Origin of the sequence: Streptomyces sp. NBC_00989 (assembly GCF_045162655.1) — a bacterium.
In the GTDB taxonomy this organism is placed as follows: Bacteria; Actinomycetota; Actinomycetes; order Streptomycetales; family Streptomycetaceae; genus Streptomyces.
Genome location: NZ_CP108728.1, coordinates 10558477 through 10584135 on the forward strand (window position 1 = coordinate 10558477; position 25659 = coordinate 10584135).

Below are 25659 nucleotides of genomic sequence, written 5' to 3' on the forward strand. Positions count from 1 at the left end.
GTCTCACGGTCGACAGCCGGTGGCCGACCGTCGCGGCTGCCGAGGAGCGGAGCTGAGCGGCTTCAGGGTCGTGGGGTGTCCGGCTGTGCGGCTGGGGCCGGGTGCCGCGGGGACCGGGACCAGCTGGCCAGGAGCTTCAGGCGTTCCGCGGAGGCGGAGCCTGGTTCGGCGGTGGAGACGCCCAGGGTCTGCTCGGGGTCGTCGGCGGGGCTGAAGGCCTCGTAGCCGAGGACGAGTTCGCCCACGACGGGATGGTGGTAGCGCTTGGTGCCGTGGGTGCGCTGGAACACGTCGTGGTCGGCCCACCAGTGGCGGAAGTCCGCGTCCTGGACGGAGAGTTCGCCGACGAGCTCGGCCAGGGCGGGGTCGTGCGGGTGACGTCCCGCGTACAGGCGGAGGGAGGCGACGATGCCGCGGGCGGCGCCTTCCCAGTCGGCGTACAGGGTGCGGAAGTGGTCGTCGAGGAACACCAGGCGGGCCATGTTGCGGCTGCGGGCGGGCAGCGCCTCGAAGTCCGTGTACAGGGCGCGGGCGAGGTGGTTCGCGGCCAGGACGTCCATACGGCGGCCGTAGACGAGGGCGGGGACGTCGGTGAGGCTGTCGAGGAGCAGTCGCAGACCGGGGCGGACGCGTTGCGGGGGCAGCGGGCGGGGACGGGTGCGGGTCGGTCTGGCGATCCGGAACAGGTGGTCGCGCTCCAGATCGCCGAGGCGCAGGGCGCGGGCGATCGCGTCCAGGACGGACGCGGAGACGTTGAGGTGGCGCCCGCGCTCCAGGCGGACGTAGTAGTCGACGCTGACGCCCGCGAGCTGGGCGACCTCCTCGCGCCGTAGGCCCGGAACGCGGCGGGTGCCGGGCTGGGGTGGCAGGCCCGCCTCCTCGGGGGTGATCTTCGCGCGGCGCGAGCGGAGAAAGTCCCGCAGCTCGCTGTTGGGTTCCTGGGCCATGCCACCACCGTAGACCGGGTGACCTGGGGAGCGGCTGCGCCAAAGGGGGTCTGTCGGACCCCCGGTCAGAGCGGGTCTCCCACCCCGGGCGCGAGCGGTGTTCGTCTGGGGGAGAGCGAGGCACGTGGAAAAGCGAAGCACGTTGGAAAGCAAAGCAAGCACGCACTTGGAGGCCCCTGATGAAGCGCAGGATTCTCGGCGGCACCGGCATGTCGGTGAGCGAATACGCGCTCGGCACGATGATGTTCGGCGCGATGGGCAACACCGACCACGACGAGTCGGTCCGCATGATCCACACGGCGCTGGACGCCGGGATCAACCTCGTCGACACCGCCGACGTGTACTCCGGCGGCGAGTCGGAGGTGATCGTGGGCAAGGCGCTGAAGGGCCGCCGCGACGACGTCGTCCTGGCCACCAAGTTCGGGCTGGCGATGGGCGAGGACCCCAACCGGCGTGGTGGCTCGGCCCGTTGGATCCGCCGCGCGCTGGAGGACAGCCTGCGCCGCCTGGACACCGACCACATCGACCTCTACCAGATGCACCGCCCGGACCCGCACACCGACATCGACGAGACCCTCGCCGTCCTGTCGGACCTGGTCCGGGCCGGGAAGGTCCGTGCCGTCGGCGGCTCGTTCTTCTCTCCCGAGGAGATCGTGGAGGCCCAGTGGACCGCCGAGCGCCGCGGTCACCACCGGTTCCGCACCGAGCAGCCGCCGTACTCGATCCTCACCCGCGGTGTGGAGAGCCGGGTGCTGCCCACCGCCCGGCGCTACGGCATGGGCGTGCTGACCTTCGGCCCGCTCAACTCCGGCTGGCTCTCGGGCCGTTCGGACCCCACCGCCGGGCATCGCAGCGCCGGCGCGGGGGCGAAGATGTTCGACCTCACCCAGCCGGGCGTCCAGGCCAAGGCCGACGCCGTACGCGAACTGACCGCTCTGGCCGCCGAGGCCGGCCTGCCGCTGCCCCATCTGGCCACCGCCTTCGTCCGTGCCCATCCGGCGGTCACCGCGGTCCTCATCGGCCCACGCCGCCCCGAACAACTGACCGACCTCCTCGCCGCGGCCGACGTGGAACTCGCCGCCGACATCCTCGACCGCATCGACGAGATCGTCCCGCCCGGCGTCGACGTGAACCCCGGCGACTTCTACATCGACCCCACCCCACCGATCACCGACAAACACCTGCGCCGCCGCTGAAACCCACCGGCTTCCACGGCCGGACTTCCGCGGGCTGCCTCACGCGAGCTGCATGCCTTGCCTCAACGGAACTGGTCTCCGCAGATCCACCGGGAACCGCCGTATGTCAGATCGCCTTCGCGTTCAGTTGACCCGACAGGACCGTCTCGGCGGGTTCGCGGGGGACCTGCTCTACGACAATGGCACGCCCGCGGAGTCCACCGAGGCGATCGCACAGACACCGCCACGCTGCCGTAACGGTGAATTCTGCCCTGACGTCGATTTCGATGAATGTTTCGGCAGCCGCTGTCGCGCGCGTCGGAAGCATCACCGGCAGCAAGAACATACGGCGGCGAAGCTGACACCCCAATTCATGTTAGATGTTCGGGGAGTTGACGCAAGCCGGATTCAACACGCTCAACATTCCCGTGTCTTGACCGGCGTCCCGTGGTGAATCGGCGTGGATCAGCGTGAATTGGAGTGTTCGGAATCGCAGGGGGTGTAAACCGAATTCGGCGAGTGCTTCGACGTCTTCCTTCGCGCCCTGCTGGACATCGTGTCCGGCGGGCAATCTGGCGGAAGCCGGCCGTTCGTGCGGACACCGGCGAACTCGCAAGCCCCGCCCGCCATTTGGAGGTACACGGTGTCCCCAGCGCCGAGCATCGGCGTCCTCGCCACCGGCACGTGCTTACCCGAGCGCGTCCTGACCAACGACGAGGTCGCAGAGGCGGCCGGCGTTGACTCCGACTGGATCGTCCAGCGGACCGGCGTACTGCGCCGACATGTCGCGGAGCCCGAGCAGGCCGCCTCCGATCTCGCCGCCGAAGCCGTGCGGAAGGCGCTCACCGCGGCGGGGCTGCCGGCGTCCGCGCTCGGTCTGCTCGTCCTCGCCACCTCCACCCCCGACGAGTTGGGGCCGTCGACCGCGTGCCGGGTCCAGGCCCTGGTGGGCGCGGACCGGGCGGTCGCCTTCGACGTGGCGGCGGCCTGCTCCGGCTGGCTGTTCGCCGCCCGTGTCGCCCATGACTGGCTGCGCGCCGGTACCGGCGAACGGTATGCCGCCGTGGTCGGCGTCGAGGTCTACTCCCGGTTCGTCGACCCCGCCGACCGGGCCACGGCGGTGCTGTTCGCGGATGGCGCGGCGGCGACGATCCTCGGGCCCGTTCCGGGAGGCACGGGGTTCGCCTCGATCCGGCTGGGGTCGGACGGTACCGCGGCGGGCGACGTTCTCATCCCGGCCGGCGGCAGCCGACTGCCCGCCTCCTCGCAGACCCTCGCCGACCGGCGGCACAAGGTCCACATGGACGGAAAGGCCGTACGGGACTTCATTCTGCGGATCTTCCCCGAGGTCCTCGGCGACGCCCTGGACCGCAACGGCCTGCGCCTGGCGGACGTCGACCTGCTGATCTCCCACCAGCCCAACCCCCTCCTCCTACGGCGTGCCGCGGTCGACGCCGGAGTGCCCGAGGACCGGGTGGTGATCGTCGGGCACGAGGTCGGCAACATCGGCGCGGCCTCCATCCCGTACGCCCTGGCGAGCGCGGACCACGACGGCCGGCTGCGGACCGGCAGCCGGGTGCTCGTCACCGCGTTCGGCGCCGGTCTGACCTGGGGGAGCACGGTCCTCACCTGGACCAGGGCGCAACGGCACAGCGCCATCCCCGCACCCCGAACCGCAGCGCCTCGCACCGCAGTGCCTCGCACGGAAGCACCTCGAACCGCAGCGCCTCGCACCGAACTCCCTGGCACCGAACTCGCTCGTACCGAAGCCCCTCGCACCGCGAACTCCCCCACCGAAGGAGCCCAGTTGTGACCGAGACCCTCTCGTCCACCGTCACCGACTCCGCCAACTCGACCGACTCCGCCGACCCCTCCCCTCTCGGCCCCCTCGCCTCCCTCTTCCGCCTCGACGGCGCCCGCGTCCTGGTGACCGGCGCCTCGCGCGGAATCGGCCGCGCCATCGCGGTCGCCTGCGCGGAGGCCGGGGCGGATGTCGCTCTCGCGGCCCGTAGCGGCGACGCGTTGCACGACGCCGAGCAGGAGGTGCGCAAGCTCGGGCGCCAGACCGTGATCACGTGCGGTGACCTCGCCGACTCCGGGACGGCCGCCCGCCTTGTCGACGAGGCGGCCGCCGGACTGGGCGGACTCGACATCCTCATCCACAACGCGAGCGTCTTCCCGGCCGACGACACCGGTACGTCATATCTCGTCCCCTTCGCGGAGAGCGGCTCCGCCGAGTGGGACCCGCTGCTCGCCGTCAACATCGGCGCCACCGTCGACCTGTGCCGCGCCGCCCACCCCCACCTGGCCGCCTCCCCGAAGGCGGCCGTCGTCCTGGTGTCGTCCGTGGCCGGGCTCATCGCGACGCCCGCGATGGAGGCCTACGCCGTCACCAAGGCCGCCCAACTCTCCCTGATGCGCTCGCTGTCCGTCGGCTGGGCCCGGCAGGGCATCCGGGTCAACGCCCTGTGCCCCGGCTGGGTGCGCACCGACATGACCGAGCCGATGCAGCAGTACGCGCCGCTCTCGGACTGGCTCATGAGCCATGTACCGCAAGGCCGTTGGCTGACGCCCACGGAAGTCGCCGCCGCCGCGCTCTTCCTGGCCGCGCCCGCGGCCTCGTCCGTCACCGGACACGCCCTGGTCTGCGACGGCGGGGTGTCCGTCCCGGACGGGGGCCTCGCCGGCATCCCCAAGCCGGCCTCGCCCTTCGCCGCCTGAACCCGTACCCCCTAAGTCCGCCTCGCCGTTCGCCGGCTGACCCCGTACGCGCCCCATCCACGAGCCCCCAACCGCGAGAGCAGGAGCAGTAGATGACGGACGATCAGACGCACACGTCGGAGACGAGTGACGACGAGTCCCTCCACCAGTGGGTGGTGGGGGAGTCCTTCCAGCACGCCAGTGTCCAGCCGGACTTCACCACGGCGGCCCAACTCCGCGACCGCCTGCGCCGCCAACCCCCCGACCAGGAGCGTCCGTTACGCATCCGGCCCGGCCTCGGGGTCGACGACACGGAGTGGAGCGACCTGACCTCCGAACTGCTCAAGGCGTACGGCGCGGCCGTACTCCCCGAGGGCCGGCCGCCGAACGCCGTGCCCCGGCACAGCGTCCTCAAGCACAGCCGCGACAACGTCCTCATCGGCGACGCGCATGTCGAAGGCGACGCGTTCCAGGCGCAGTTGGCCGTCGTCAACGACACCGAGATGCTCCGGGACCACACCGCCGACCAGCAGCACGTCCCCGGCATGCTCCTCATCGAGGCGTCGATCCAACTCGTCACCTGGGCGGTGTCGGAGATCTGGCTCCCACCCGCCGGCCATCCCCCCTACTACGCCGTGATGCACGCCAGCGCCTTCGAGTTCAGCCGGTTCGTGTTCCCGCTGCCCACCCTCCTCACGGGCACGTTCACCCGCACCGGCCCGGCCGAGGACGACAAGATCCCCCTGAGCGCCGAGGTACGGGTGCGACAGGCCGGCCAGGACTGCAGCCGGGTCCGCATCGACCTGCACGCCTTCCGGCCCGCCCTCGTCTTCGCCATCGAGGACGGCCAGGCCCGGCGCACCCTGCTGCGCGCCGCCCCCGCCGCATGACCGCCGACCAGGCGGCCACCGACACCGCCCAGCTGCTACGGCGACTCCTCCATGGCGACACAGAGCCCGACGTCGACGCCTTGGACGGCCTGCTGGACACCCCGCCGTTCAAACGGTCCTCCCCGCCCTGCGGCCCCGAACGCCACACCCGGACCTACGACCGGCTGCGCGCCCTGGGGGAGTGGGTGGGCGGAGCGAACGCCCTGCACCACGACCCGGCCCGGCTCCTGGCCGCACTGGAATGGTCCGCCACCGTCGACCCACCCCTCTTCCTCGCCGGCACCGTGCAGTACGCGGTGTGCGTCGCGGCCATGACCGAACTCGGCAGGCCGGGCCCCTACTTGGACCCGCTGATCGACGAGGTCGACCGGCACGAGACCTTCGGCTCCATCATGATCACCGAGGCCGGCCGCGGCAACAGCCACCTCGCCACCCGTACCGAGGCCCGATTCGACCCCGCCACAAGGGAGTTCACCCTACGGACCCCCGACCCCACCGCGGCCAAGTTCATGACCCACGTCGCCGGCACGGGCCGCGCCCACATGGCCATCGTCTACGCCCGCCTCCTCCTCGCCGGCCAGGAGCGCGGGGTGTTCCCCTTCGCGGTCCGCATCCGCGACGCCGACCGCATCACGGACGGCATCCGCATCACCGAACTCCCCGAGACCACCTCGGTCCCGCTGAACTACGCCCTCGTCACCTTCGACAACACCCGTGTCCCCTACGACGGCTGGCTCCGCGACGACGCCTCCATCGCGCCCGACGGCGAGTTCTCCGACCCCCTCGGCGACCCGGACCGACGCCTGGTGCGCTCCCTCTCGGTCTCCTCCAACGCCTCCACCGGCGCCGCGGCCGCCCTCACCGCGGCGGCCCGCGCCGCCGTCACCATCGGCATCCGCCACAGCCAACACCGCCTGACCATGGGCCGGTTGCGCACCGACCTCCCCGTCCTGAACTACCGCACCCAACAAGACGCCCTCTACGCCGTCCTCGCCGAGGTGTACGCGTGCAGCTTTCTCGTCGCACGGATCAAGGCGCAGTACGTACGGCAGCGCAGCGCCCCCGCGGACCTCTCCGCGGCGCATCGCCCGGTGTGGGCACCTTGGGCCTCGGTCAGCCGCGAACAGGCCCTGACCAAGGTGGCCGCGACCCGCATCCTGCAGAACGCGGCCGGAGTCTGCCGCGAACGCGCGGGCGCCCAGGGCCTGTTGACCGTCAACCGGCTCCTTGAGTACGAGGGCCTGGCGCAGGTGTACCAAGCCGCCGCCGGCGACAACCTCCTCATCCGGCTGGACGCGGGAAAGCAACTCGTCGAGGACCTCACGCACGCCGTCCCGGTCCCGGCGGCGGTGGGCGATCTGGTGACCCCCGGTGGGGCGTTGGCGCTGGCGCTCCTCCGCGAACGCGGCCTCCTCACCGAACTGCGCGGCCGTGTCGAAGGCGCCCCCGTGGAGGAGAAGACCGCGTTCGAGACCTGGAACCCCCTGCTCCCGGACCTCGTCACACTCGCCGACGCACACCAACAACGGCTGCTGCTCCAGGCGTTCACGGAGGCGGTCGCCGAGGCCGAGTCCACCGCTGCCGGCACCGATCAGGCACCCCACCTCCCGGCACTGCACGCCCTCCACACCCTCTACGCCATGAAGTCACTGGAACAGACGCTGAGTTGGCACCTGGAGAGCGGATCGCTCACCTCCTCGGACGCCCTCCGTGTCCACCAGGAACGCGACCGCGCCCTGGACGCCGTACACGCTCATCTCACCGTCCTCCTGGACGGATGCGCGCCGCCGGACGCGCGGTTGAGGGCTCCGATGGCCGAACAGGACGTCGTGGCGGCCCTGTTCGCGAGCGGCGGGTCGACAGCGTGACCGCCGTCGCGGTGATCACCGGGCTGGGGGCCGCCCTGCCGCCCGACCGGATCACCAACGAACAGCTGGTGCGCGAAGGCCTGGACACCTCGGACGCATGGATCCGAGGCCGTACCGGAATCGAGAGCCGCCACCGCGTACGCCCGGGCATCGCGACCGGCGATCTGGCGGTGGCGGCCGCGCGCGGCGCACTGGAGTCGGCGGGCGCGCACGACGCCGGTCTGGTGATCCTCGCGACCACCACTCCCGACCACCGATGCCCGGCCACAGCACCGGAGTTGGCCGCACGCCTCGGCATGACCGGCACTCCGGCGTTCGACCTCGCGGCCGTCTGCTCGGGCTTCGTCTACGCGGCCGCCGTCGCCTCGGCGGTGCTCATGGCGGGCTTGTACGACAGCGTGCTGCTCGTCGCGGCCGAGACGTACTCGACGATCGTGGACCCGCGCGACCGGGAGACCGCCGTCATCTTCGGCGACGGCGCGGGCGCGGCGTACCTGACGCGAGGAGACCGACGGGACCCCGGCGCCCTGCTCCACTTCGACCTCGGCAGCGACGGCACGTGCAGCGACCTCATCACGATCCCCGCGGGCGGCTCCCGTTCGCCGTACACCGACGAACTGCCGCGCCAGGAACGCTACTTCCGTATGCGCGGCCGGGAGGTGTACGCCCGGGCCGTACGGCAGATGGCCGCCTCCTCGCGCACGGTTCTCGACCGGGCCGGCTGGTCCACCGACTCCGTCGCCGCCTTCGTCGCGCACCAGGCCAACCAGCGCATCCTCGACTCCGTGGCGGACCGGCTGGGCATCCCGCCGACCCGCTGTCACGGAAACCTGCGCGAGGTCGGCAACACCGCGGCGGCCTCCCTTCCCCTCGCCCTCGCCGACACCGCCGCCCGCGGCGCGGTGCCACCGGGCGCCCGCACCCTGCTCACCGCCTTCGGCGGCGGCCTGACCTGGGGCTCGATCGCCATGACGTGGCCCGAGGCGAAACCCGTACGGCATGCACCCGAACCCCGCCCCGCATACAAGGAGACCGATTCATGTCTGCCGTCTACGACCACCTCGTGACCACACTGAGCGGCAAGTTCGAGGTGCCCGCCAACATGGTCCGCCCGGACATCTCCTACGACGACCTCGGCCTCGACTCCCTCGCCGTGATGGAACTTTTCCTGACCCTCCAGGAGGAGTGGGCGATACCGCTGGAGGACTCCGAGGCGGTGGGCACCCTCACCGTGCGAGAGACCGTCGACCTCGTCGAAAAGCTGAAGGCGGAGTCGTCGTGACGGGTGTCGGCGGCAGGCCGGAAGTGGTGGTGACCGGAATCGGCCTGGTCACTCCGGCGGGCATCGGGCGCGAACAGACCTGGGAACGCGTCTGCTCGGGCCGCCCCACGGCCACGGACGACCCGGAGCTGGAAGGGCTGCCGGTTGGTTTCTCCTGCCGGGTTCCCGACTTCGATCCGGCCGCCCTGGTGCCGGGAGTGCAGCACTGGCGCGTCGACCGTTACACGCTTCTCGCCCTCGCCGCGGCACGGGAGGCGGTCGTCGACGCCGGGCTGGCGCCGCAGGTCTGGGACGGCGACCGGGTCGCCGTGGTCATGGGCTCGGCCGCCGGCGGTGTCGCCACCCTCGAAGCCCAGCAGGACCGGTTACGAGAACGGGGGCCGAGCCTGGTGTCCCCGCTCACCCTGCCTATGTTTCTGCCCAACATGGCGGCCGGCCACATAGCCGTCGACCTGCACATCCGCGGGCCGAACATGCACACCAGCACGGCCTGCGCCTCGGGCGCCACGGCGATCGGCATCGCCGTGGACCTGCTCCGCTCCGACGCCTGCGACATCGCGCTGGCCGGCGGCGCCGACGCCATGGTGACCCGGCTCTGCGCCGCCGCCTTCGCCCGCATGGGAGCCCTCTCCCGACGCGCTGAGGACCCGGCGGCGGCCTCCCGCCCCTTCGACACGGACCGCGACGGATTCGTCCTGGCCGAAGGCGCGGGCGTCCTCGTCCTCGAACGCGCCCCCGACGCCACCGCCCGCCGCGTCCGGCGCTACGCCACCCTCGCGGGCCACGGCGCGTCCGCCGACGCCCACCACCAGACGGCACCCCACCCACAGGGAGCGGGCGCCGAACTCGCTTTGCGGCGCGCCCTGTTGGACGCCGACGCGTCACCCGCAGACGTCGACCATGTCAACGCCCATGGAACCAGCACCCAGTTGAACGACCGGGTCGAAGGGGCGTTGATCGAACGGCTGTTGACCGGCCGCCCGTCCGTGACCGGGACGAAGGGCGTCACCGGCCACACGATGGGCGCCGCCGGAGCGATCGAGGCCGCGCTCACCGCCCTGACCGTGTTCCACGAGATCACGCCGCCCATCGCCAACCTCCTACGCCCGCTTGAGGAAGCCGAGTTGGACTTGGTGAGCGACACGGCCAGAACCGGCAAGGTCTCCCTGGCGCTCAGTGACTCGTTCGGCTTCGGCGGGCAGAACGCGGTGCTGGCTTTCCGGCCCGCCTGAGCGGGCGGGTTCGGCGTAGCGCATGTCGAACGGATCAATCACCGTGGTCACGCCTCTCGATGAGCTGGAAACGGTGGGCCGGGAATCGAGGGAAGGATAATGATCAATATCTTGTGCGTGGACCGAGACGCGGCGCCCTACCGCCGAATGAGTTGTCCCGATCTTCGGTCGATGCGTCCGTGCGCTGGACCATGCGCCCCACCAGGGGTGATGTGATACCGGAACGCCGACGGGCGACCCGGCTCGCCCGACAGGAGACGCGGATGGCGCGAACGCGCATTCCCAACGCCCGGCTGCGCGCGCTGATCGAGGAGACGGACTGGACCCAGGGTGGCCTCGCGCGGGCGGTGAACGCGGTGGCGGCCGAGGCGGGGCTGGTCCTGCGGTACGACCGGACCACGGTGGCCCACTGGCTGACGGGCAGCCACCCCATGCCGCGCGTGCGGCCGTTGGCCTGCGAGGCACTCAGCCGGCGCTGCGGCCGGGTCGTCACGGCCGAGGAGGCGGGGTTCGCGGTCCAAGACCCCTTTGTTCCGGCGCAGTTGGCACCTCCACACGCCAACGACCTTGTCGGTCTGCTGCACGAGTTGTCCGGCCCGGTCGCCTACCGGCCCGCGCGGACCCGGCCCGCGAGCCGGGCATCGAGTACGGCGGCGGTGGTGGAGGTGGTGAGGGCGCCGAGCACGAGGAGTTCGGCATCGTTGTTCTTCACCCGGATCCTTCAGGCCCAGGGCGGCGGCTTCGCCCGCGGCACCCTGCGCACCTACCTGGCCGAGGCGGTGGCCGGTCAACTGCGCGCTGCGCGGGGCGAGTTACGGCGCGAGCGGTACGCCGAGGCGTCACAACTCGCCCTCGTCCTGGGCCGTATGTACGCGGACGACCTGCGCAACGGTGAGGCCCAGCGCTGCTACCTCGCGGCACGGGAGTTGGCGGTCACGGCCGGGAACCGGGAGTTGACCGTGATCGCCCTGCGAACCCTGAGCGTTCAGGCATACGGCCTGGGACATCTGCGGATCGCCGACGAGATCGCCCGCGCCGCTGTCAGCACCGCGCGTGACGCACCTCGTGCGGTACGGGCCTTCGCCCAGGCCCAGTTGGCGGTGACGGCCGCGAGTCGCGGCGAGCGCGGGGACGCGTTGCGCGCACTCTCCGAGGCCGAGGGGGGAGTCGGTCCGGAGGAGGCGGGGCGGCACCCGTTCGAGTCCTATGCGCGCGCCGACTTCGAGTTCCAGAGGGGCGAGGCCCTGATGGCGCTCCGCGAGCCCGCGGAGGCGGTGCCCGCCTTCGAGTACGCGCTCGCTGCCCGCACCCCGGATGATCGACGGGGCGCCGCACTGACCCGGCTACGGCTGGCGGACGTACTCCTGCCGCTGGGACGTGTCGATGAAACGCGCGCCCTGGAACGGGAGTTGAGGGAGGGCGCGGAGGGATTGCGGTCGGCGGCGGTCACGCGGCGGAAGGTGGAACTGCGGCGGTCGCTGTCGCGGTTCAGCGAGGACCGGAGCGCTGTTTAGCGGGCGGCGGGGCGGGACCCGGTACGACCCGATGACGTGGTTGCGCCAAACCGCTCGAAGATCCCGTGATCGACCCGCATGTGGACGTCGCCGCCCTCGAAGAGCAGGGGTTCCATGTCAGACCACCCGCCGGTCACACCACCTGCCGGGACTCACAGTGCGACAGCAACTGCCCCCACCGCGAACGTGGTTGCTCCGATGACAAGCGACAGGACGCTGAAGACGATGTCGGATGTGCGGGAACGCTGTTCGGACGCGAGGTTCAGGGTGAAGAGGGCCGGGTTCTCGGGCGTGTAGTGGATCGTCACGTCGCGGCCGTATGAATTCGTCGGGTCCGGCAGTCCGTCGGGGCAGTAGGCGGTGACGGTCGTGCCCTCGTGGGTGGTGAAGGTGATGATCGGCGTGTGGCTGGTGGAGGTGTAGCCCTCGTTGTCGGTGCTGGTGTCCGTGAGGACGGCGACGACACGGCCCTGAACGGGGGGTCGGGAGGCCAACGCGTCGATACGGCGCCGTGTCGTGCGTGCGCTCTGGGGCAGGTAGAGGGCGACGGAGGCGGTCCAGGGCACGCCGAAGCCGAGCAGGGCCCAGGGCCAACCCCAGTCGATCGCGGCGAGGACCACGAGCCCGACGTAGAGCAGGAAGACCGCGAAGTCGGGCCAGGCGCGACCGTGCCGGTTCGCCGAGAGGTCGGTGGTGAAGCGGTAGGCGTGCGGTCTGCCGCGCCGGTAGCGGATGCCGATCTCGCGGCCCGTCCAGGCCGCGGTGATCCGGTCGCCGTGATCGGCGTCGTTCGTCACGGTCAACTCCTGTCCGGTGGACGGGTCTTGGAAGGAGACGACCACGGGTATCCCGTCCTTCTGGGAGCTTCCGTGCCGGGGTTCCCGCACCCGCTCGATCCGGCCCACCACCCGGACCGTGCGCTGGGCCCGGGTCACCCCGGCCAGCGACAGGCCGTATCCGAGCAGCGCCCACGTGCCGGACACCGCGCACCACAGCACCAGGTACTCGTGCCAGCTCATGTCTCTTTCTCCTGTTTGTGATGGGGCCCTGCCGAGTGCCGGGTACGCCGGTGCCGGCCCGGAGCGGTGCTGTCAGCGGGCCGGGGTGCGTCGTACCACCTCGCCCTTGCCGTTCGCCTCCAGCGAGGCGGCGCCTTCGGAGCCGGTCACGCCTACGCGGATGGTGAGGGTGCCGGTGAGGCGGTCGGTGGTGATCTGCCAGGTCTGCGGGGAGCGGACGCCGAGGGAGGACCTGGCCTCCTCGACCAGCGCGGGAAAGCGCTCGTACGGGACGGAACTCGGGTCGAAGTGCGGGGCCTGCGAACCGGTGGGGGCGAACACGACCGAGAGCAGGCGTTCTTGTACGACGACGGTGAGCGCTTGGCCGGTATCCGGGCCCGTGCCCGTGCCTTTGCTTTTGCCCTTGGTCAACGAGTCGACTGCTCGGCGTAGTTCGCCCTTGTCGAGGAACGACTGGCCGGGGCCGAGAGCGACCGTGCCGGACGCCGACGACACGACCGTGGTCGACGACGTGGAGGAGACGGAGGGCTCGGCGGAGGAGGGCGGCTGCACGGAGGTCTCCTTGTCGACCAGGTCGGCGCGGAACTGCAGGATCACAGCGGCCGCGGCGAGCAGGAGCGCGAGGAGCGTGACGAGGCCGACTGCACAGCCCGCGGACGGCTCGCTCACGACGGCTGGTCCCGGCGCCGAGTCGAGGCGGGCCCCGGCCGCCCGCTCCTCCCACTCCGGTGTCGGCCGCTTCAGGATCCGTACCCGCCACAGCCGGTCCGGTGGGTACTGGACCACCACGACGCCGCCGGGGCGGTAGTCGGGCAGATCGGCGAGGTTGATGTGCTGGGTGAACTGGACGCGGTAGGCCGGTACTTCGTCGTCCGGGGCGACCGTGACGTCGAAGCGGACCGCCACGTCGCTCGTCGCCTCGCCCCCGACGGCCTCCAGACTCGCGATCTGCGCGAGAGCCGTACGGGGCGGGATCGCCGCCTCCCGGGCACGTCTCGGCACACCGGCGAGGAAGAAGAGCAGGCCGTAGACCGCGGGCAGGCCCACGCCCGTGACGCACAGCGGCACGCTCTCGATGACGCAGCCGACGACGAAAGCGGCCAAGGACGCGCCGATCACACCGCCCGTCAGCATCCCTCGGGCGAGGGCGACGGGAGTGTTGCGCGTGGGCGGCGATGTGCCCTTGGTGATCGTCACACGGGCGATTGTGCCGGGACCGGGTGATCACGAGTAGGTGGGGAAGGTATCGATACCGGCACGTATGCGGCACCGCATCGGCAGCTGGGCGGCACCCCTCCGCCGCTCCTGCCGTATACATGCACCGCTTCGGCCGTCGATCGTGGAGCCCTTTTCCGGCCCGTCCGTAGTGCTCACCGTTGCGCATCTTGCATGCTGGGAACGGGAGTTGAGTTCGTCCGTGCTCCGGGAAGGGGGCGTTCGTGAGGAACGGGTCCGGGAAGCGGCCTCGACGTGTCGCCGTCGTCGGAGTGGGCATCCTCGGAGCCTGCGTGGGCTGGAACCTGGCCCGGCGCGGTGCCGAGGTGGTCCTCGTCGACGCGGGTCGGCCGGGCGAGGGCGTCACCAACTGGTCCTTCTCGTGGGCCAACGCCAGCAACAAGACCGTGACCAGGCCCTACTTCGACCTGAACGTCGCGGGCCTGGCAGCGCACCGTGAGCTCGCCGGGATCATCGGGCCGGACTCGTGGTGGTATCCGAGCGGCCATATGCGCTGGGCGGACGATCCCGTGGCGGAGGCGAAGTTCCTCAAAACCGCTGAGCTGCTGGGCAGTTGGGGCTACCGGGTCGAGGTGTCCACGGGGGCCGAGGTGCGCCGCCGCCTCGAACCCGCGCTCGCGCTGCCCGACGAGGTTCCCGTCATGCTCTACCCCGATGAGGCCTGGGTGCACGGACGCCACCTCGTCGACCGCCTGGTCGGCCAAGTCGTCGCAGCGGGCGCGGAGTTACGGTCCGGCACCGAGGCGCGTGACATCGGGACCGATACCGACGGGAGCGTCCGGACCGTCGCCCTGTCCGACGGCAGCCGTCTCGACGTGGACATCGTCGTGAACGCGGCGGGCCCGGGCGCCTCCCACGTCGCCGGGCTCGTCGCACGGCAGTTGCCGATGCGCCGGGAACCCGGCGTCGTCACCCGGATCGACTGTGCGCAGGTCCCGATCGGCCGGGCCATGCACGCGCCGCACATCGAGATGCGCCCTGACGGAGACGCCTCGATGGTCCTCCACAGCCGCGAGATCGACGCGCTCATCGACACAGTCGACCCGGTCGACACGGCCGATACCGGGGAAGGAGCGGCGGAACTCGCCCGGCTGCTCCACGAGTTGGCGCGGCAGGTCGTTCCGGAACTCGCCAACTCCCGTATCGCACAGGCCCGGGTGGCTCACCGGCCGATCCCGGGCGACGGTTTCCCGTCAGTGGGAGCGGTGCCGTCCGTACCGGGCTACTACGAGGCGGTCTCCCACAGCGGCATCACGCTCGGGCCGGTGATCGGCCGGCTGCTCGCTGCCGAGATCCTCGGCGGGGAGAGGGACGAGTTGCTCGCGGACTTCCGGCCGGAGCGGTTCCCGCAGTAGTTCGGTGCCGTAGGTGCGTCCGTGTGTTTGTGGACCGTGTCCGGTTGGGACTCGGCCGGTCAGGCGATGAGCAGGTAGTCCTCGACGGGGTCGAAGGGGACGCCGTCGGGAGCGGTGTCGCCCGGGCCGGGAGAAGAGCAGCCTGTTCGACGTGTCGTACCCCATGGGGCGCGGTCGTCGGAGTCGGTCAGCTCGCGTCAGCCGATGGACGGCGGGGGAGTGGCCGGACGGGTGGACTCCGCCAGCCAGGTGTCGTACGCGGCGTAGGGCGGTACGACGCGCGACGCCGAAGTGGGACGCGGCGACCAGACCGGCGAACGACGCCGTCCCGTCCTCGGCCGGTATTTCCGTCCGGACCTCTCACCGGAGTCCTGACCAGGTCTCTCGCCGGAGTCCCGACCGGACCTCTCGTCGGCCTCCGCGGCTGCGGGCTCTCCCTCGGGCGTCGTGGTGTCGTACCAGAACACCTTGCCCGCTCGGCGCTCCCTGACAAGCAGGTACAGGGCGGTGACGAGTGATTCGGGGGCCATCGCGCAGGCCAGCCAGAGAGTCCACCAGACGCCGGCGAAGAAACCGAACAACAGGGAGAAGACCGTCGGGAGGGTCAAGAAGCTCCACTCCGCGCCGTGTGCCAAGGATGTGCTCGCGGTGGGCAGTACCGTCCCGGGCGCCAGTGGTCGTGCGCTCCTCGCTTCCGCCCGTACTCCGCTCATCCTTCCGGGCCAGAAGGCGAAGACCGCGCTCCCGACCGCCCAGCAGGACAGGTAGAACACGGTGTCGTTGTCGAACGGTTCGTCGAAGCCCCGCACGGCTCCCACCACCAGGAGCGAGATCGCCGAACCGATCAACGGCACGACACACCACATCACGTGAAAGTGAACCAACCGGTACATTCCACCCCCGCTTTCATCCCCTCTTCCACCGTCATTGCTACGACGAACTCGAACCGGGCTCGGGTTCGGCATACCTGGGCCTTTTCGTGGTAGGCGCCAGGGCGGCGGCAGATGCCGCGATCGGGCGGGGTGCGGCAGCCAAGGGCGCCGGGCACTCGCCGTCATGGATCACTCGGTGCGTACCGAGTCTTGAGACACGTTTTACGCGACGCACGCAACTGAGGCCCCCTCTGTCGCTGTCTGACAGTGAGTCGGGCCCGTCAGGGTCGAGGTCGAGGAGCTAGAGAGTGGGGCAAGTCGTGGGACGGCGCAAGGGCAGCATAGGGATCGCACTCGTCACGGGTGCGGTGCTGGTGGGTGCGAGTGCCTGTGGTGGGGGTGGCAGCGACAAGGCGAGCGGGGACGACGCCAAGGCGTCGGGCAAGGCGAGCGCGACTGCCTCGCCGTCGCCGACGAAGCCCGCGGGCCCGCCGATGCTGCTGGACACGATCACCCCGCAGACGGGAACCACGGTCGGCGTGGCCATGCCGATCTCGGTGATCTTCACGAACCCGGTGGCGTCCAAGGCGCGGGCCACGGTCGAGAAGCACATGAAGATCAGCGCCTCGCAGTCGGTGCTCGGCGCCTGGCACTGGATGGGCGACAAGCGCGTCGACTGGCGGCCGAAGACGTACTGGCCCTCCGGTACGACGGTGAAGATCGACGCCGACATGGAGGGCGTCAGCAACGGCAACGGGCGCTACGGCGTGCACAGTTACACGCACACCTTCAAGATCGGCGACGACGTGCGCGCGGACGTCTCCGTCACCAACCACACCATGAAGGTGACGAAGAACGGCTCGCCGGTGCGCACCCTGTCGATCAACGCGGGCAGCGCCGAGTACCCGACGTGGGACGGCACGATGGCCGTCATCGACAAGCAGAAGAAGGTCCACATGACCTCCTGCAGCGTCGGCATCAGCTGCGACAAGGGCAGCGCGAACTACTACGACCTGACGCTGCCCTGGGACATCCACCTCACCCAGTCCGGCACCTACGTGCACTACTCGACCGGCGACCCGAACCCGGGCAGCGGCAGCGCCCGCGGCTCGCACGGCTGCGTCCACCTGTCCCTGTCGGACGCCAAGTGGTTCTACGGCCAGGTCAAGCAGGGCGACCCCATCACCATCACCGGATCGCCCCGCGGCAAGGCCCCGGCCGACAACGGCTACGCCGACTTCAACCTCGGCTGGGACCAGTGGCTCGCGGGCAGCGGCTCCGGCGAGGGGACGACCGCGGCGCTGTGACGCGCCGCGGTGACGTCACCGGGCAGCACGACGATCGGTGTCAGCAGGTGCGCCCGGCGTAGTGGGCGCCCTGGATCTTGCGGGCCGAGCCCAGCCAGGTCGTACCGTGTGCGACGCACCGCTCGTAGTCGCGCGCCCGGGCGACCTCGACCTTGATGACGACCTGCGAACCGTCGGTCGTGCAGTGACGGTAGTAGGCGTCGGACCCGGTCTCGTAGAAGCCGCAGGGGTTGGCCGCCGCGGGACTCGCGGCGGCCACCGCACCGAGCGAGCCGATCACGAGGGCGGCGGAACCGAGGGCGCTGATCACCGTACGACGAAAACGCAAAGGAACTCCTTGGTCAGTGGAGGGAGCGGCCGTGGAAGCGGCTGCTTGTCCCGTCCGATCGGTCGGACAGTCGCCCCGATCGCTCGGACAGCCGCTCCAGGAATGCCGTACCGAGATTGCCGTACTGACCTGCGCGGTTGGTCGTATGCCGCCGTGTTCACCCGGTGAATCGATTTGTCGCTACGGCAATCGGATGGTTCTGGCGGAGGGGCCGCATGAATTGCGTCTGCCTCTGACGGCCCTTCCACCGCAAGCTGCCCGGCCGGACGACGGCGTCCGGGCTCGGGCAGCTGTCGGCGACGTGCGGTAACCAGTGGGCGGGGGTGCCTACGCCCAGCACCCGTTGACCGTGGCCGCGAGCCCGTCAAGGGCATCCTTCGTGGCGGCCGGATCGGCGGTGGAGTTGTTCTCGATGAAGGAGAAGACCTTCCAGCGCCCGTCCTCGGCCTTGGTCAGGCCGCTCAGCGCGATCGCGCCGGTGAGCGTGCCCGTCTTGGCGCTGACCTTGCCGACCGCGCACTGGGAGTCCGCGGTGTCGAAGCGGCCCCACTCGGGGCCCAGGGTCGAGCCCGCCTCGCCCGCGATCGGCAGGCCGTCCACGATGTACTTCAGGGTCTGGCTGTTGGCGGGGTCGTCGGCCAGGTCGAGGATGTCGGCGATCGTCTGGGCCGGGATGCGGTTGGCGCGGGAGAGGCCGCTGCCGTCGTGGATCTCGAGGTTGGCCAGCGAGATGCCGTAGCGGGTGAGGACCTGGCGTACGACGGCCGTGCCGTCCTCGAAGGTGGCCGGGCGTCCGGCGGCCAGCGCGGTGCTCCGGAGCAGTGTCTCGGCGATATCGTTGTCACTCACCTTGAGCATGTGCTCCACGATGGACGACAGCGTGCCGGACCGGTGCTGGGCGACGGGGACGGCCCCGGTACCGGCGGTTCCGTGCGTGACGCTCCCGGTGACGGTGACGCCCTGCCGGGCGAGGAGCTTCGCGAAGATCTGGCCGGCGTCCAGGGACGTGTCCGTGACGTGGCGGCCGTCGACCACCAGCGCCCGTACGGGGGCGATGGAGTCGGGGTAGTAGCCGTCGTTCCAGCCGGTCGCGAGGGTGGGCGCGGGGAAGAGGCTGTCGTCGACCGTCACCTTCACCGTGGTCAGGCCCGCGTTCTTCAGACCGGCTACGGCAGTTGTGGCCATCGCGGTCAGGTCTGCGGTGGTCAGGGTGCGGTCCCCGCCTCCGACCAGGGTGAGGGTCCCGTTGCCGTAGACGACCTTCGTGGTGAAGCGGTGATCGGGGCCGAGGACCGTCAACGCGGCGGTCGACGTGGCGAGTTTGGTGTTGGACGCGGGCATCAGCGCGGTGGTCGCGTCGTGGCCCCACACGGCCTTGTTGGTCTCAGCGTCGATGACGACACCGCTGAACGTGCTGCCCAGACGGACGTCCTGGACACGGGTGTCGAGGCTGTCCGCGATCTTCTGCTCGGCCGTGTCGAGCGTGGCCGCGGTCGAGGCGACGGACTTCTCGGCGGCGAAGGCCGAGGTGCCGAACAGGATCGTCCCGGCGACGGGGGCGGTCACCGCGATGACGGCGGCGCGGCGGAACGCCGGACTCATCGTCCTGCTCCTGCGGTGGCGTCCGCTCGCGCCGTCTACGGAGGGGGAGTTGGGCATGGGGGCCTCGCCGCGGGGTGTGTGGGTGGGGGAGGGGACAGAGATCCGGGGATCTTGAAAGGGAAAGTAACAGCTGTGAGGGGCCTTTGTTGTGCGATCGGCCGATGCCGTCCCCGTGACGCACGGCGACGCCTCCCCCGTGACGCACATCGAAGTCCCCGTCGGGGGCACGCGACAGTACGGGACGCGTACCGCGCGTCCGTGTCTCGGCTCGTCCAGTGTTTCCAGGAAAGGCATCATGACCTCGTCGCACACGCACAAGTGGGGCCTCCGGAGGGCGAGTTCGACCGCCCGGAGCCGCGCACCGGGACAGGCCGAGGGCAAGCAGGCGCTCGCCGTCACAGGGCGCGCGGGATTCGTCGCACGTGGTGTCGTGTACGTCCTCGTCGGTGCTCTCGCCCTGCAGATCGCGTTCGGCGGCGGGGGCCGGGAGGCGGACCGGCAGGGCGCGTTGCAGCAGGTCGCGGCGCAGCCCTTCGGGAAGGTGATGCTGTGGATGCTCGTCGTCGGCTTCGGCTGCATGGCGATCTGGCGGGCCTCCCAGGCGCTGCTGGCGAACGGGCCCAAGAACAAGGTCGGTTCGCGCCTGCTGGACGGAGGCCGGGCCGTGTTCTACGGCTTCGTCTGCTGGGGTACGGCCTCCTTCGCCGCCGGGGCCGGCGGGTCGTCCGGCGGTGATGCCGAGTCGCAGGACTGGACCGCCTCGGCGTTGAAACTCCCGGGCGGGCAAGTGCTGGTGGGGCTCGTCGGCTGCGTGCTGATCGGAGTCGGCGTGGTCCTCGCGGTACGTGCGCTGATGCGGCGATTCCTGCGGCGGCTGGAGACCGGGAAGATGAGCCGCCGGGTACGGCAGGTCGTCACCGGCCTGGGCGTGGGCGGCGGCGCGGCCCGCGGTGTCGTGTTCGCCGGGGTGGGTGTGTTCGCTCTGGTGGCCGCCATCCGCTTCGACCCCCACCAGGCCAAGGGCATGGACGCCACCCTGCGCACCTTCGCGCACACTCCGGCGGGGCCGTGGCTGCTGGTCGCGGTCGCCGTCGGACTGGTGCTGTTCGGTGGCTTCTCGTTCGCCTCGGCACGCTGGCGCCGCCTGTGAACCCCGGCACCGCGGCAGCGTCGTAGAACATCCGAAGGCGTACGCCATCGTCGTAGAACCCATGAAGTGGTGTGAAGGAACCGCGAATTGGTGTGAAACCGCGGGTGTTCCCCGTGTCGGTGGAGTCTGGCGGGGCAGGCTTTTCGGTCGGTCGCGGAATTGTGAGGTCCGGGGAGACATGGTTGTGCCGGAAGGGGGCACGCGACGTTCGTCCTGTTCTCCAGTTAAGGCGGCATCGTGGCTTCCTCCGTGAAGGTCCTCGAAGCAACTGCTCCTGCCCGCGCGGGAGCACCGGATGTCGTGGACGAGCTCCCGTGGATCGAGGACGGGGCCAAGGTCGCGCCCAAGGACGCTCGTGTCCTCTCCCGGCTCTTCCTCGACCGGCTCCAGGAGTTGGAGGAGGGCACCCAGGAGTACCAGTACGCGCGGAACACGCTGATCGAGATGAACCTGTCGCTGGTGTCCTTCGCCGCGCGCCGGTTCCGCAACCGGGGCAGCGGTGACATGGAGGACGTCATCCAGGTCGGCACGATCGGTCTGATCAAGGCCATCGACCGCTTCGACCTGACCCGCGAGGTCGAGTTCACCTCCTTCGCGATCCCCTACATACTCGGCGAGATCAAGCGGTTCTTCCGCGACACCACCTGGGCCGTGCACGTCCCGCGCCGGCTTCAGGAACTCCGGGTCGACCTTGCGAAGAGCAAGGAGACCCTCGGCACCGAGCTGGGCCGCACCCCCACGGTGAAGGAACTCGCCGCCCACCTGGAGCTGTCCGAGGACGAGATCATCGAGGGCCTGGTCGCCGCGAACGGCTATGTCGCCGGTTCCATCGACACCCCGAGCGGTGACGACGAGTCCGACAGCGCGCCGAAGTACGCGGACACGATGGGCGACGCCGACCCGGCGCTGGAGCTGTTCGAGGACCTGCACACGCTCGGCCCGCTGCTGCAACAGCTCGACGAGCGGGAGCGGACCATCATCGAGATGCGCTTCGGCCAGGAGCTGACCCAGGCCGAGATCGGCCGCGTGCTGAACCTCTCGCAGATGCACATCTCCCGCCTGCTCAACCGCACCCTCGCCAAGCTAAGGACCGGCCTCCTGCCCACGTGATCCGCCCGCCCGGCAGTTCTCCCCTCGCGCGGCACCGAAAGGATCACCCCGCATGAGCACCACGAGCACGGACCACGATCCGCTGCACCAGCCCGCCGCACCGATCGTGACGGAGCCCGTGCCCGACCTCCAACTCCAGATGCTGGTACGGCTGATCGGCCAGGACGCACAGGCCGCCCTCCCCATCACGCTCACCGTCTCGGGCGCCTTCCTCTACGGCGACCTGATCTCACACGAGGCCTGGACCACCGACTGGGCGCGCAGCCTGCACGGGATGGACGGCGCCGGCGCGCAGCTGCTGGAGCGGTTCCCGCGGCAGGTGGACGAGGTGGTCGAGGACAGGCAGGGGGGACCCGGCCCGCAACGGCTGCCGCAGTGGATCCACCTGCGCGACGCCACCGGTGTCACCGGCGGGGGCGGGTCCGCCGTCATGCCGCTGTGGCGCGGCCGGCTCACGGACGTGTCCGGCTGGTCCCTGGGCAAGCCGAAGCAGTCCTGAGGCGCCGGAGGAGTCGGTACAGGGCAGGCGTGGCGGGCGGAGAAGGAAGCGGTCTGTGAGGATGTGCCGCATGCCTATGCGGAGCAGGAACCATGTCACGGTGTCGGGCCGGGCCGGTGGGCCGGTCGTGATGCTGGCGCACGGGTTCGGGTGCGACCAGCACATGTGGCGGCTGCTGGTACCGCTCCTGGAAGGTGACTACACCGTGGTGCTCTTCGACCACGTGGGCGCCGGCCGCTCCGACCTGTCGGCCTGGAGCCACGAGCGCTACTCCACGCTGGACGGCTACACCGATGACGTGCTGGAGATCTGCCGTGAGCTGGCGCTCGGCCCGGTGACGTTCGTGGGCCACTCCGTGAGCGCGATGATGGGCGTCCTCGCCGCGGCACGCGAGCCGGAGGCGTTCGCCGGGCTGGTGCTGCTCGCCCCGTCGCCCTGTTTCATCGACGATCCCGCCGTCGGCTATCGCGGCGGTTTCAGCGCCGAGGACATCGACGAGCTGCTGGAGTCGCTGGACGCGAACTACCTGGGCTGGTCGGGCGCCATGGCGCCGGTGATCATGGGCAACCCCGAACGCCCGGAACTGGGCGAGGAGTTGACCAACAGCTTCTGCCGCACCGATCCCGACATCGCCCGCGTCTTCGCCCGCGTCACGTTCCTCTCCGACAACCGCGAGGACCTCGCCGAGGTCACCGTGCCCACGCTGGTCGCCCAGTGCTCCCACGACGCGATCGCGCCCCCGGAGGTCGGAACCTTCGTACGGGACCGGATCCCGGGCAGCCGGCTGGTCACCCTGAAGGCGACCGGGCACTGCCCGCAGCTCGCCGCGCCGGAGGAAACGGCCGCCGCGATCACCGACTTCGTCGGGGCCGTGCGCTGATGGGCGCGAGCGACGACAGCGAGAGCGGCGATCACCGGCCGCCCGAGAGACGTTCCGAGAAGCTCCCTGGCAAAGACCCCGGTGACGACCACGCGACCTTCTCCGCGCTCCTGGAGGACAGCGCCGAGGATCTGTACGAACACGCTCCGTGCGGCTACCTCTCCACGCTGCTCGACGGCACGATCGCGAAGATCAACGCGACACTGCTCGACTGGCTCGGCTACGACCACGGTGACCTGGTCGGCCGGAGGACCTTCTCCGACCTGCTGACCGTGGGCGGCCGGCTCTACCACGAGACCCACTTCGCCCCGCTGCTGCGTATGCAGGGCGAGGTCAGCGGGATCGCCCTCGAACTCAAGGCCACCGACGGCAGCCGGCTGCCCGTACTGGTGACCTCCACCGTCAAGACCGGCGGCGACGGACAACCGCTCCTGATCCGCACCACCGTCTTCGACGCCCGCGACCGCCGCGCCTACGAGACGGAACTGCTGCGCGCCCGCCAGGAGGCGGAACTCGAACGCGAGGAACTCAAGCGCCTCAACGCCACCCTCCAGCAGACCCTGCTGCCGCCAACTCTCGTGAACGTGCCGGGACTTGACGTGGCAGCGCACTACCACGTCGCCTCCACGGACATGGTCGGCGGCGACTTCTACGACCTCTTCCCGCTCTCCGCCGGGACCTGGGGGCTGTTCCTCGGGGACGTGTGCGGCAAGGGCGCCGCGGCCGCCGCCGTCACCTCGCTGGCCCGCTACACCCTGCGCGCCGCGGCCGTCTACGACCCCGATCCGGCCGCCGTGCTCGGCAATCTCAACACCGTCCTCAACCACGAGTACAACGGCCACGACCCGCGGTTCTGCACCGTCGTCTTCGGGCTGCTCACCCCCGAGGGCGACCGCGGCGGCTTCCGCATCACCCTGGCCAGCGGCGGCCACCCGCCGGCGCTGCTCCTGCGCGCGGACGGCAGCGCCGACCATCTGCACACCCCCGGCGGACAGCTCATCGGCGTGCTGCCCGACGCCCATATCGCCACCGCCACCGTCCACTTGGCGGCGGGCGACACCCTGCTGCTCCACACGGACGGACTCACCGAAGCCCGCCCGGACCGCGCCAGGGACGCCGACCGCTACGGGGACGACGCCCTCCTCGACTTCGCCCGCGCCCTGGCACCCACCACCGCCTACGCCGCCGTCGCCGCGATCCGCGACCTGCTCGACACCTTCGGTACCGGCGTCGACGACGACACCGCCGTCCTCGCCATCAACGTGCCCCGACCCACCAGCGAAGAGCAGCCGTGACCCAACTCGCCATCCGCACCCGGACCACGCCCGCGGGACCCGTCGTCGAACTCACCGGAGAACTCGACTACGACAGCTACACCCAGGTGCGTGAACTCCTGCCCGGGCTGGCGCTGTCGGACGGCCAGCAGCTCGTCGTCGACCTGGCCGGCGTCACGTTCTGCGACTCCAGCGGCATCACCGCCCTGCTCGCCGCCCGCAACCACGCCCTGGCCGCCCGGGCGGGCATCGCGCTGGCGGCGGTCCCGGATCACATCAGCCGGATCTTCCACATGGTCGGCCTCGACCAGGTCTTCACGACCCACTCCACCGCGCAGGAGGCCGAAGCGGCCTGGACACCTCCGGCCGCCCACCCCTGAAGCGTCAACGGGCCAGGTAGAAACGGATGGTTGTGCCGTCCGCGGTCGCATGGACGCGGACGAGATCGGCGACGTAGTGCACCAACAGCAGCCCCCGCCCGCCCGGTTGGTCGCGTGACGGCGGGCGCCGGCCTGCCAGCGGGTCCGTCAGCCGGCCCCGGTCGTGCACCTCGCAGACGATCCGCTCTCCCTCGGCCCAGATCCGCAGCGTCCCCGAACCCCCGCCGTGCAGCACGCTGTTGGTGGTCAACTCCGCGACGGCCAGCGTCAGATCCTGGAGCCGTACGCCCGCCAGGCCCAGCCGCTCGGCCTCCTGGACCGCGAAATAACGGGACTTGGGGAGATCTCCCGGGTCGAACACGATGGACGCGGCGCCCGGTGGGTGGGGGAGCGGCTCGTTGTAACGGGCGATGACGCGCCGCGGATCGTAGGTGGCGCTGGGCTGTTGGGTGTCTCCGTCGATGACGACCGGATGGGTGGCGCGGGCGTCGGCGAGCACGTGAGGCTCCAGCCGGTCCGCGTCGTACGGGCACAGGATCGTCACCTCGCGATCCCGGAACGCGGAGTTGATCAGCGCCTCGTGCTGCACGCACGCCGGGTACTCGACGGCGGTACGGCCGGGCCAGATCGGCTCCCCGATGATCCGCACCCTGCCGCTGTCGGCGTGGGCATCGGCGAAGGCCCGCAGTACGCCCGGGATGATCCGCCCCGGATTGCGGCCGACCTCGGTCATGTCGAGAAACCGCACACCGGCGCCACCCGACCCAAGTCCGGCCCGGATCAACGCGAGTTGGGTGCCGGGAACGGCGACCGCGACGGCCTCACCGGCGGCCAGACCCGCCCGCACGAACGGCACCGTACCGGCCGTGTACTGGGCCTCGCCCCGGTAGAACAGCGCGGGATGCGCGAACAGTTCACCGTCGGTGGCCGTGCTCATCGCGCCGCCACCTCGATCCTTGTCGGGCCGGGCCAGGGCATGTCCGCGGCGCGCGGTGACAAGGCGGACGGCGGTCACCGCTCCGGCAGTCTACGGGGGTAG

At 70.7% G+C, this 25659-nt stretch carries 24 protein-coding genes; 17 read left to right on the forward strand and 7 right to left on the reverse strand.

The genetic code is table 11. The features are described 5' to 3' along the window. Positions 1 to 62: 62 nt before the first annotated feature. Positions 63 to 947: a helix-turn-helix domain-containing protein gene (locus tag OG714_RS47550; RefSeq protein ID WP_406130647.1), complete on the reverse strand. Its 885-nt coding sequence runs from the start codon at positions 945 to 947 to the stop codon at positions 63 to 65. A 179-nt stretch (positions 948 to 1126) separates the two neighbouring features. Here OG714_RS47550 and OG714_RS47555 point away from each other — a divergent pair, with 179 nt between their 5' ends. From OG714_RS47555 to OG714_RS47595, 9 genes are all read left to right on the forward strand, one after another. Beyond that, positions 1127 to 2143: an aldo/keto reductase gene (locus OG714_RS47555; RefSeq protein WP_406130649.1), complete on the forward strand. Its 1017-nt coding sequence runs from the start codon at positions 1127 to 1129 to the stop codon at positions 2141 to 2143. 622 nt (positions 2144 to 2765) lie between these two features. Next, positions 2766 to 3935, forward strand: coding sequence for a 3-oxoacyl-ACP synthase III family protein (locus OG714_RS47560; protein WP_406130651.1), 1170 nt, complete (start codon positions 2766 to 2768; stop codon positions 3933 to 3935). Then, positions 3932 to 4843 carry an SDR family NAD(P)-dependent oxidoreductase gene (locus tag OG714_RS47565; RefSeq protein WP_406130652.1) on the forward strand — a complete coding sequence of 304 codons (912 nt, stop codon included), beginning with the start codon at positions 3932 to 3934 and terminating at the stop codon, positions 4841 to 4843. Before OG714_RS47560 ends, OG714_RS47565 begins: the two co-directional genes overlap by 4 nt. Positions 4844 to 4935: 92 nt before the next feature. Beyond that, positions 4936 to 5712, forward strand: a complete 777-nt coding sequence (locus OG714_RS47570) for an AfsA-related hotdog domain-containing protein (protein ID WP_406130654.1) — start codon at positions 4936 to 4938, stop codon at positions 5710 to 5712. Further along, positions 5709 to 7580 (forward strand): acyl-CoA dehydrogenase, encoded by a 1872-nt coding sequence (locus OG714_RS47575; RefSeq protein WP_406130655.1) that lies wholly within the window; start codon positions 5709 to 5711, stop codon positions 7578 to 7580. Before OG714_RS47570 ends, OG714_RS47575 begins: the two co-directional genes overlap by 4 nt. Next, positions 7577 to 8647, forward strand: a complete 1071-nt coding sequence (locus tag OG714_RS47580) for a beta-ketoacyl-ACP synthase 3 (protein WP_406130657.1) — start codon at positions 7577 to 7579, stop codon at positions 8645 to 8647. Before OG714_RS47575 ends, OG714_RS47580 begins: the two co-directional genes overlap by 4 nt. After that, the gene (locus OG714_RS47585) at positions 8620 to 8862 is read left to right on the forward strand and encodes an acyl carrier protein (RefSeq protein ID WP_406130659.1); all 243 of its coding nucleotides are present in this window, start codon (positions 8620 to 8622) and stop codon (positions 8860 to 8862) included. Before OG714_RS47580 ends, OG714_RS47585 begins: the two co-directional genes overlap by 28 nt. Next, on the forward strand, positions 8859 to 10094 hold the full coding sequence (locus tag OG714_RS47590; protein WP_406130661.1) for a beta-ketoacyl-[acyl-carrier-protein] synthase family protein: 1236 nt from the start codon (positions 8859 to 8861) through the stop codon (positions 10092 to 10094). The genes OG714_RS47585 and OG714_RS47590 overlap by 4 nt, the downstream gene beginning before the upstream one ends. Positions 10095 to 10357: 263 nt before the next feature. Further along, on the forward strand, positions 10358 to 11608 hold the full coding sequence (locus OG714_RS47595; RefSeq protein ID WP_406130662.1) for a hypothetical protein: 1251 nt from the start codon (positions 10358 to 10360) through the stop codon (positions 11606 to 11608). A gap of 152 nt (positions 11609 to 11760) precedes the next feature. Here OG714_RS47595 and OG714_RS47600 read toward each other — a convergent pair whose 3' ends face one another. Both OG714_RS47600 and OG714_RS47605 read right to left on the reverse strand, forming a co-directional pair. Next, complete coding sequence (locus OG714_RS47600) at positions 11761 to 12627, reverse strand: DUF3592 domain-containing protein (protein WP_406130664.1); 867 nt, start codon at positions 12625 to 12627, stop codon at positions 11761 to 11763. Between the two features lie 72 nt (positions 12628 to 12699). Beyond that, entirely contained in the window at positions 12700 to 13824 is a 1125-nt protein-coding gene (locus OG714_RS47605) for a hypothetical protein (RefSeq protein WP_406130665.1), read from the reverse strand. A 242-nt stretch (positions 13825 to 14066) separates the two neighbouring features. Here OG714_RS47605 and OG714_RS47610 point away from each other — a divergent pair, with 242 nt between their 5' ends. Then, on the forward strand, positions 14067 to 15218 hold the full coding sequence (locus OG714_RS47610; protein ID WP_406130666.1) for an NAD(P)/FAD-dependent oxidoreductase: 1152 nt from the start codon (positions 14067 to 14069) through the stop codon (positions 15216 to 15218). Positions 15219 to 15415: 197 nt separating this feature from the next. Here the strand turns inward: OG714_RS47610 and OG714_RS47615 are convergent, their stop codons facing one another. Then, positions 15416 to 16072, reverse strand: coding sequence for a hypothetical protein (locus OG714_RS47615; protein WP_406130668.1), 657 nt, complete (start codon positions 16070 to 16072; stop codon positions 15416 to 15418). Positions 16073 to 16398: 326 nt separating this feature from the next. Here OG714_RS47615 and OG714_RS47620 point away from each other — a divergent pair, with 326 nt between their 5' ends. Beyond that, positions 16399 to 17397: an Ig-like domain-containing protein gene (locus OG714_RS47620; protein ID WP_406130670.1), complete on the forward strand. Its 999-nt coding sequence runs from the start codon at positions 16399 to 16401 to the stop codon at positions 17395 to 17397. Between the two features lie 40 nt (positions 17398 to 17437). Here OG714_RS47620 and OG714_RS47625 read toward each other — a convergent pair whose 3' ends face one another. Then, positions 17438 to 17725 (reverse strand): DUF6355 family natural product biosynthesis protein, encoded by a 288-nt coding sequence (locus tag OG714_RS47625; protein WP_406130672.1) that lies wholly within the window; start codon positions 17723 to 17725, stop codon positions 17438 to 17440. Between the two features lie 327 nt (positions 17726 to 18052). Further along, positions 18053 to 19327, reverse strand: a complete 1275-nt coding sequence (gene dacB / locus OG714_RS47630) for a D-alanyl-D-alanine carboxypeptidase/D-alanyl-D-alanine-endopeptidase (protein ID WP_406130674.1) — start codon at positions 19325 to 19327, stop codon at positions 18053 to 18055. Between the two features lie 295 nt (positions 19328 to 19622). Here dacB and OG714_RS47635 point away from each other — a divergent pair, with 295 nt between their 5' ends. The 6 genes from OG714_RS47635 (at position 19623) to OG714_RS47660 (ending at position 24620) form a co-directional block, all read left to right on the forward strand. Continuing rightward, positions 19623 to 20477, forward strand: coding sequence for a DUF1206 domain-containing protein (locus OG714_RS47635; RefSeq protein WP_406130676.1), 855 nt, complete (start codon positions 19623 to 19625; stop codon positions 20475 to 20477). A gap of 234 nt (positions 20478 to 20711) precedes the next feature. Continuing rightward, positions 20712 to 21587: an RNA polymerase sigma factor SigF gene (locus OG714_RS47640; protein ID WP_406132189.1), complete on the forward strand. Its 876-nt coding sequence runs from the start codon at positions 20712 to 20714 to the stop codon at positions 21585 to 21587. A gap of 52 nt (positions 21588 to 21639) precedes the next feature. Further along, positions 21640 to 22086: a hypothetical protein gene (locus OG714_RS47645; RefSeq protein ID WP_406130678.1), complete on the forward strand. Its 447-nt coding sequence runs from the start codon at positions 21640 to 21642 to the stop codon at positions 22084 to 22086. 70 nt (positions 22087 to 22156) lie between these two features. Then, positions 22157 to 22966, forward strand: a complete 810-nt coding sequence (locus OG714_RS47650; RefSeq protein ID WP_406130680.1) for an alpha/beta fold hydrolase — start codon at positions 22157 to 22159, stop codon at positions 22964 to 22966. Then, positions 22966 to 24261 carry a PP2C family protein-serine/threonine phosphatase gene (locus OG714_RS47655; protein WP_406130682.1) on the forward strand — a complete coding sequence of 432 codons (1296 nt, stop codon included), beginning with the start codon at positions 22966 to 22968 and terminating at the stop codon, positions 24259 to 24261. Before OG714_RS47650 ends, OG714_RS47655 begins: the two co-directional genes overlap by 1 nt. Continuing rightward, on the forward strand, positions 24258 to 24620 hold the full coding sequence (locus OG714_RS47660; RefSeq protein ID WP_406130683.1) for an STAS domain-containing protein: 363 nt from the start codon (positions 24258 to 24260) through the stop codon (positions 24618 to 24620). The genes OG714_RS47655 and OG714_RS47660 overlap by 4 nt, the downstream gene beginning before the upstream one ends. A 4-nt stretch (positions 24621 to 24624) precedes the next feature. Here the strand turns inward: OG714_RS47660 and OG714_RS47665 are convergent, their stop codons facing one another. After that, complete coding sequence (locus OG714_RS47665; protein WP_406130685.1) at positions 24625 to 25557, reverse strand: anti-sigma factor RsbA family regulatory protein; 933 nt, start codon at positions 25555 to 25557, stop codon at positions 24625 to 24627. Positions 25558 to 25659 lie beyond the last annotated feature (102 nt).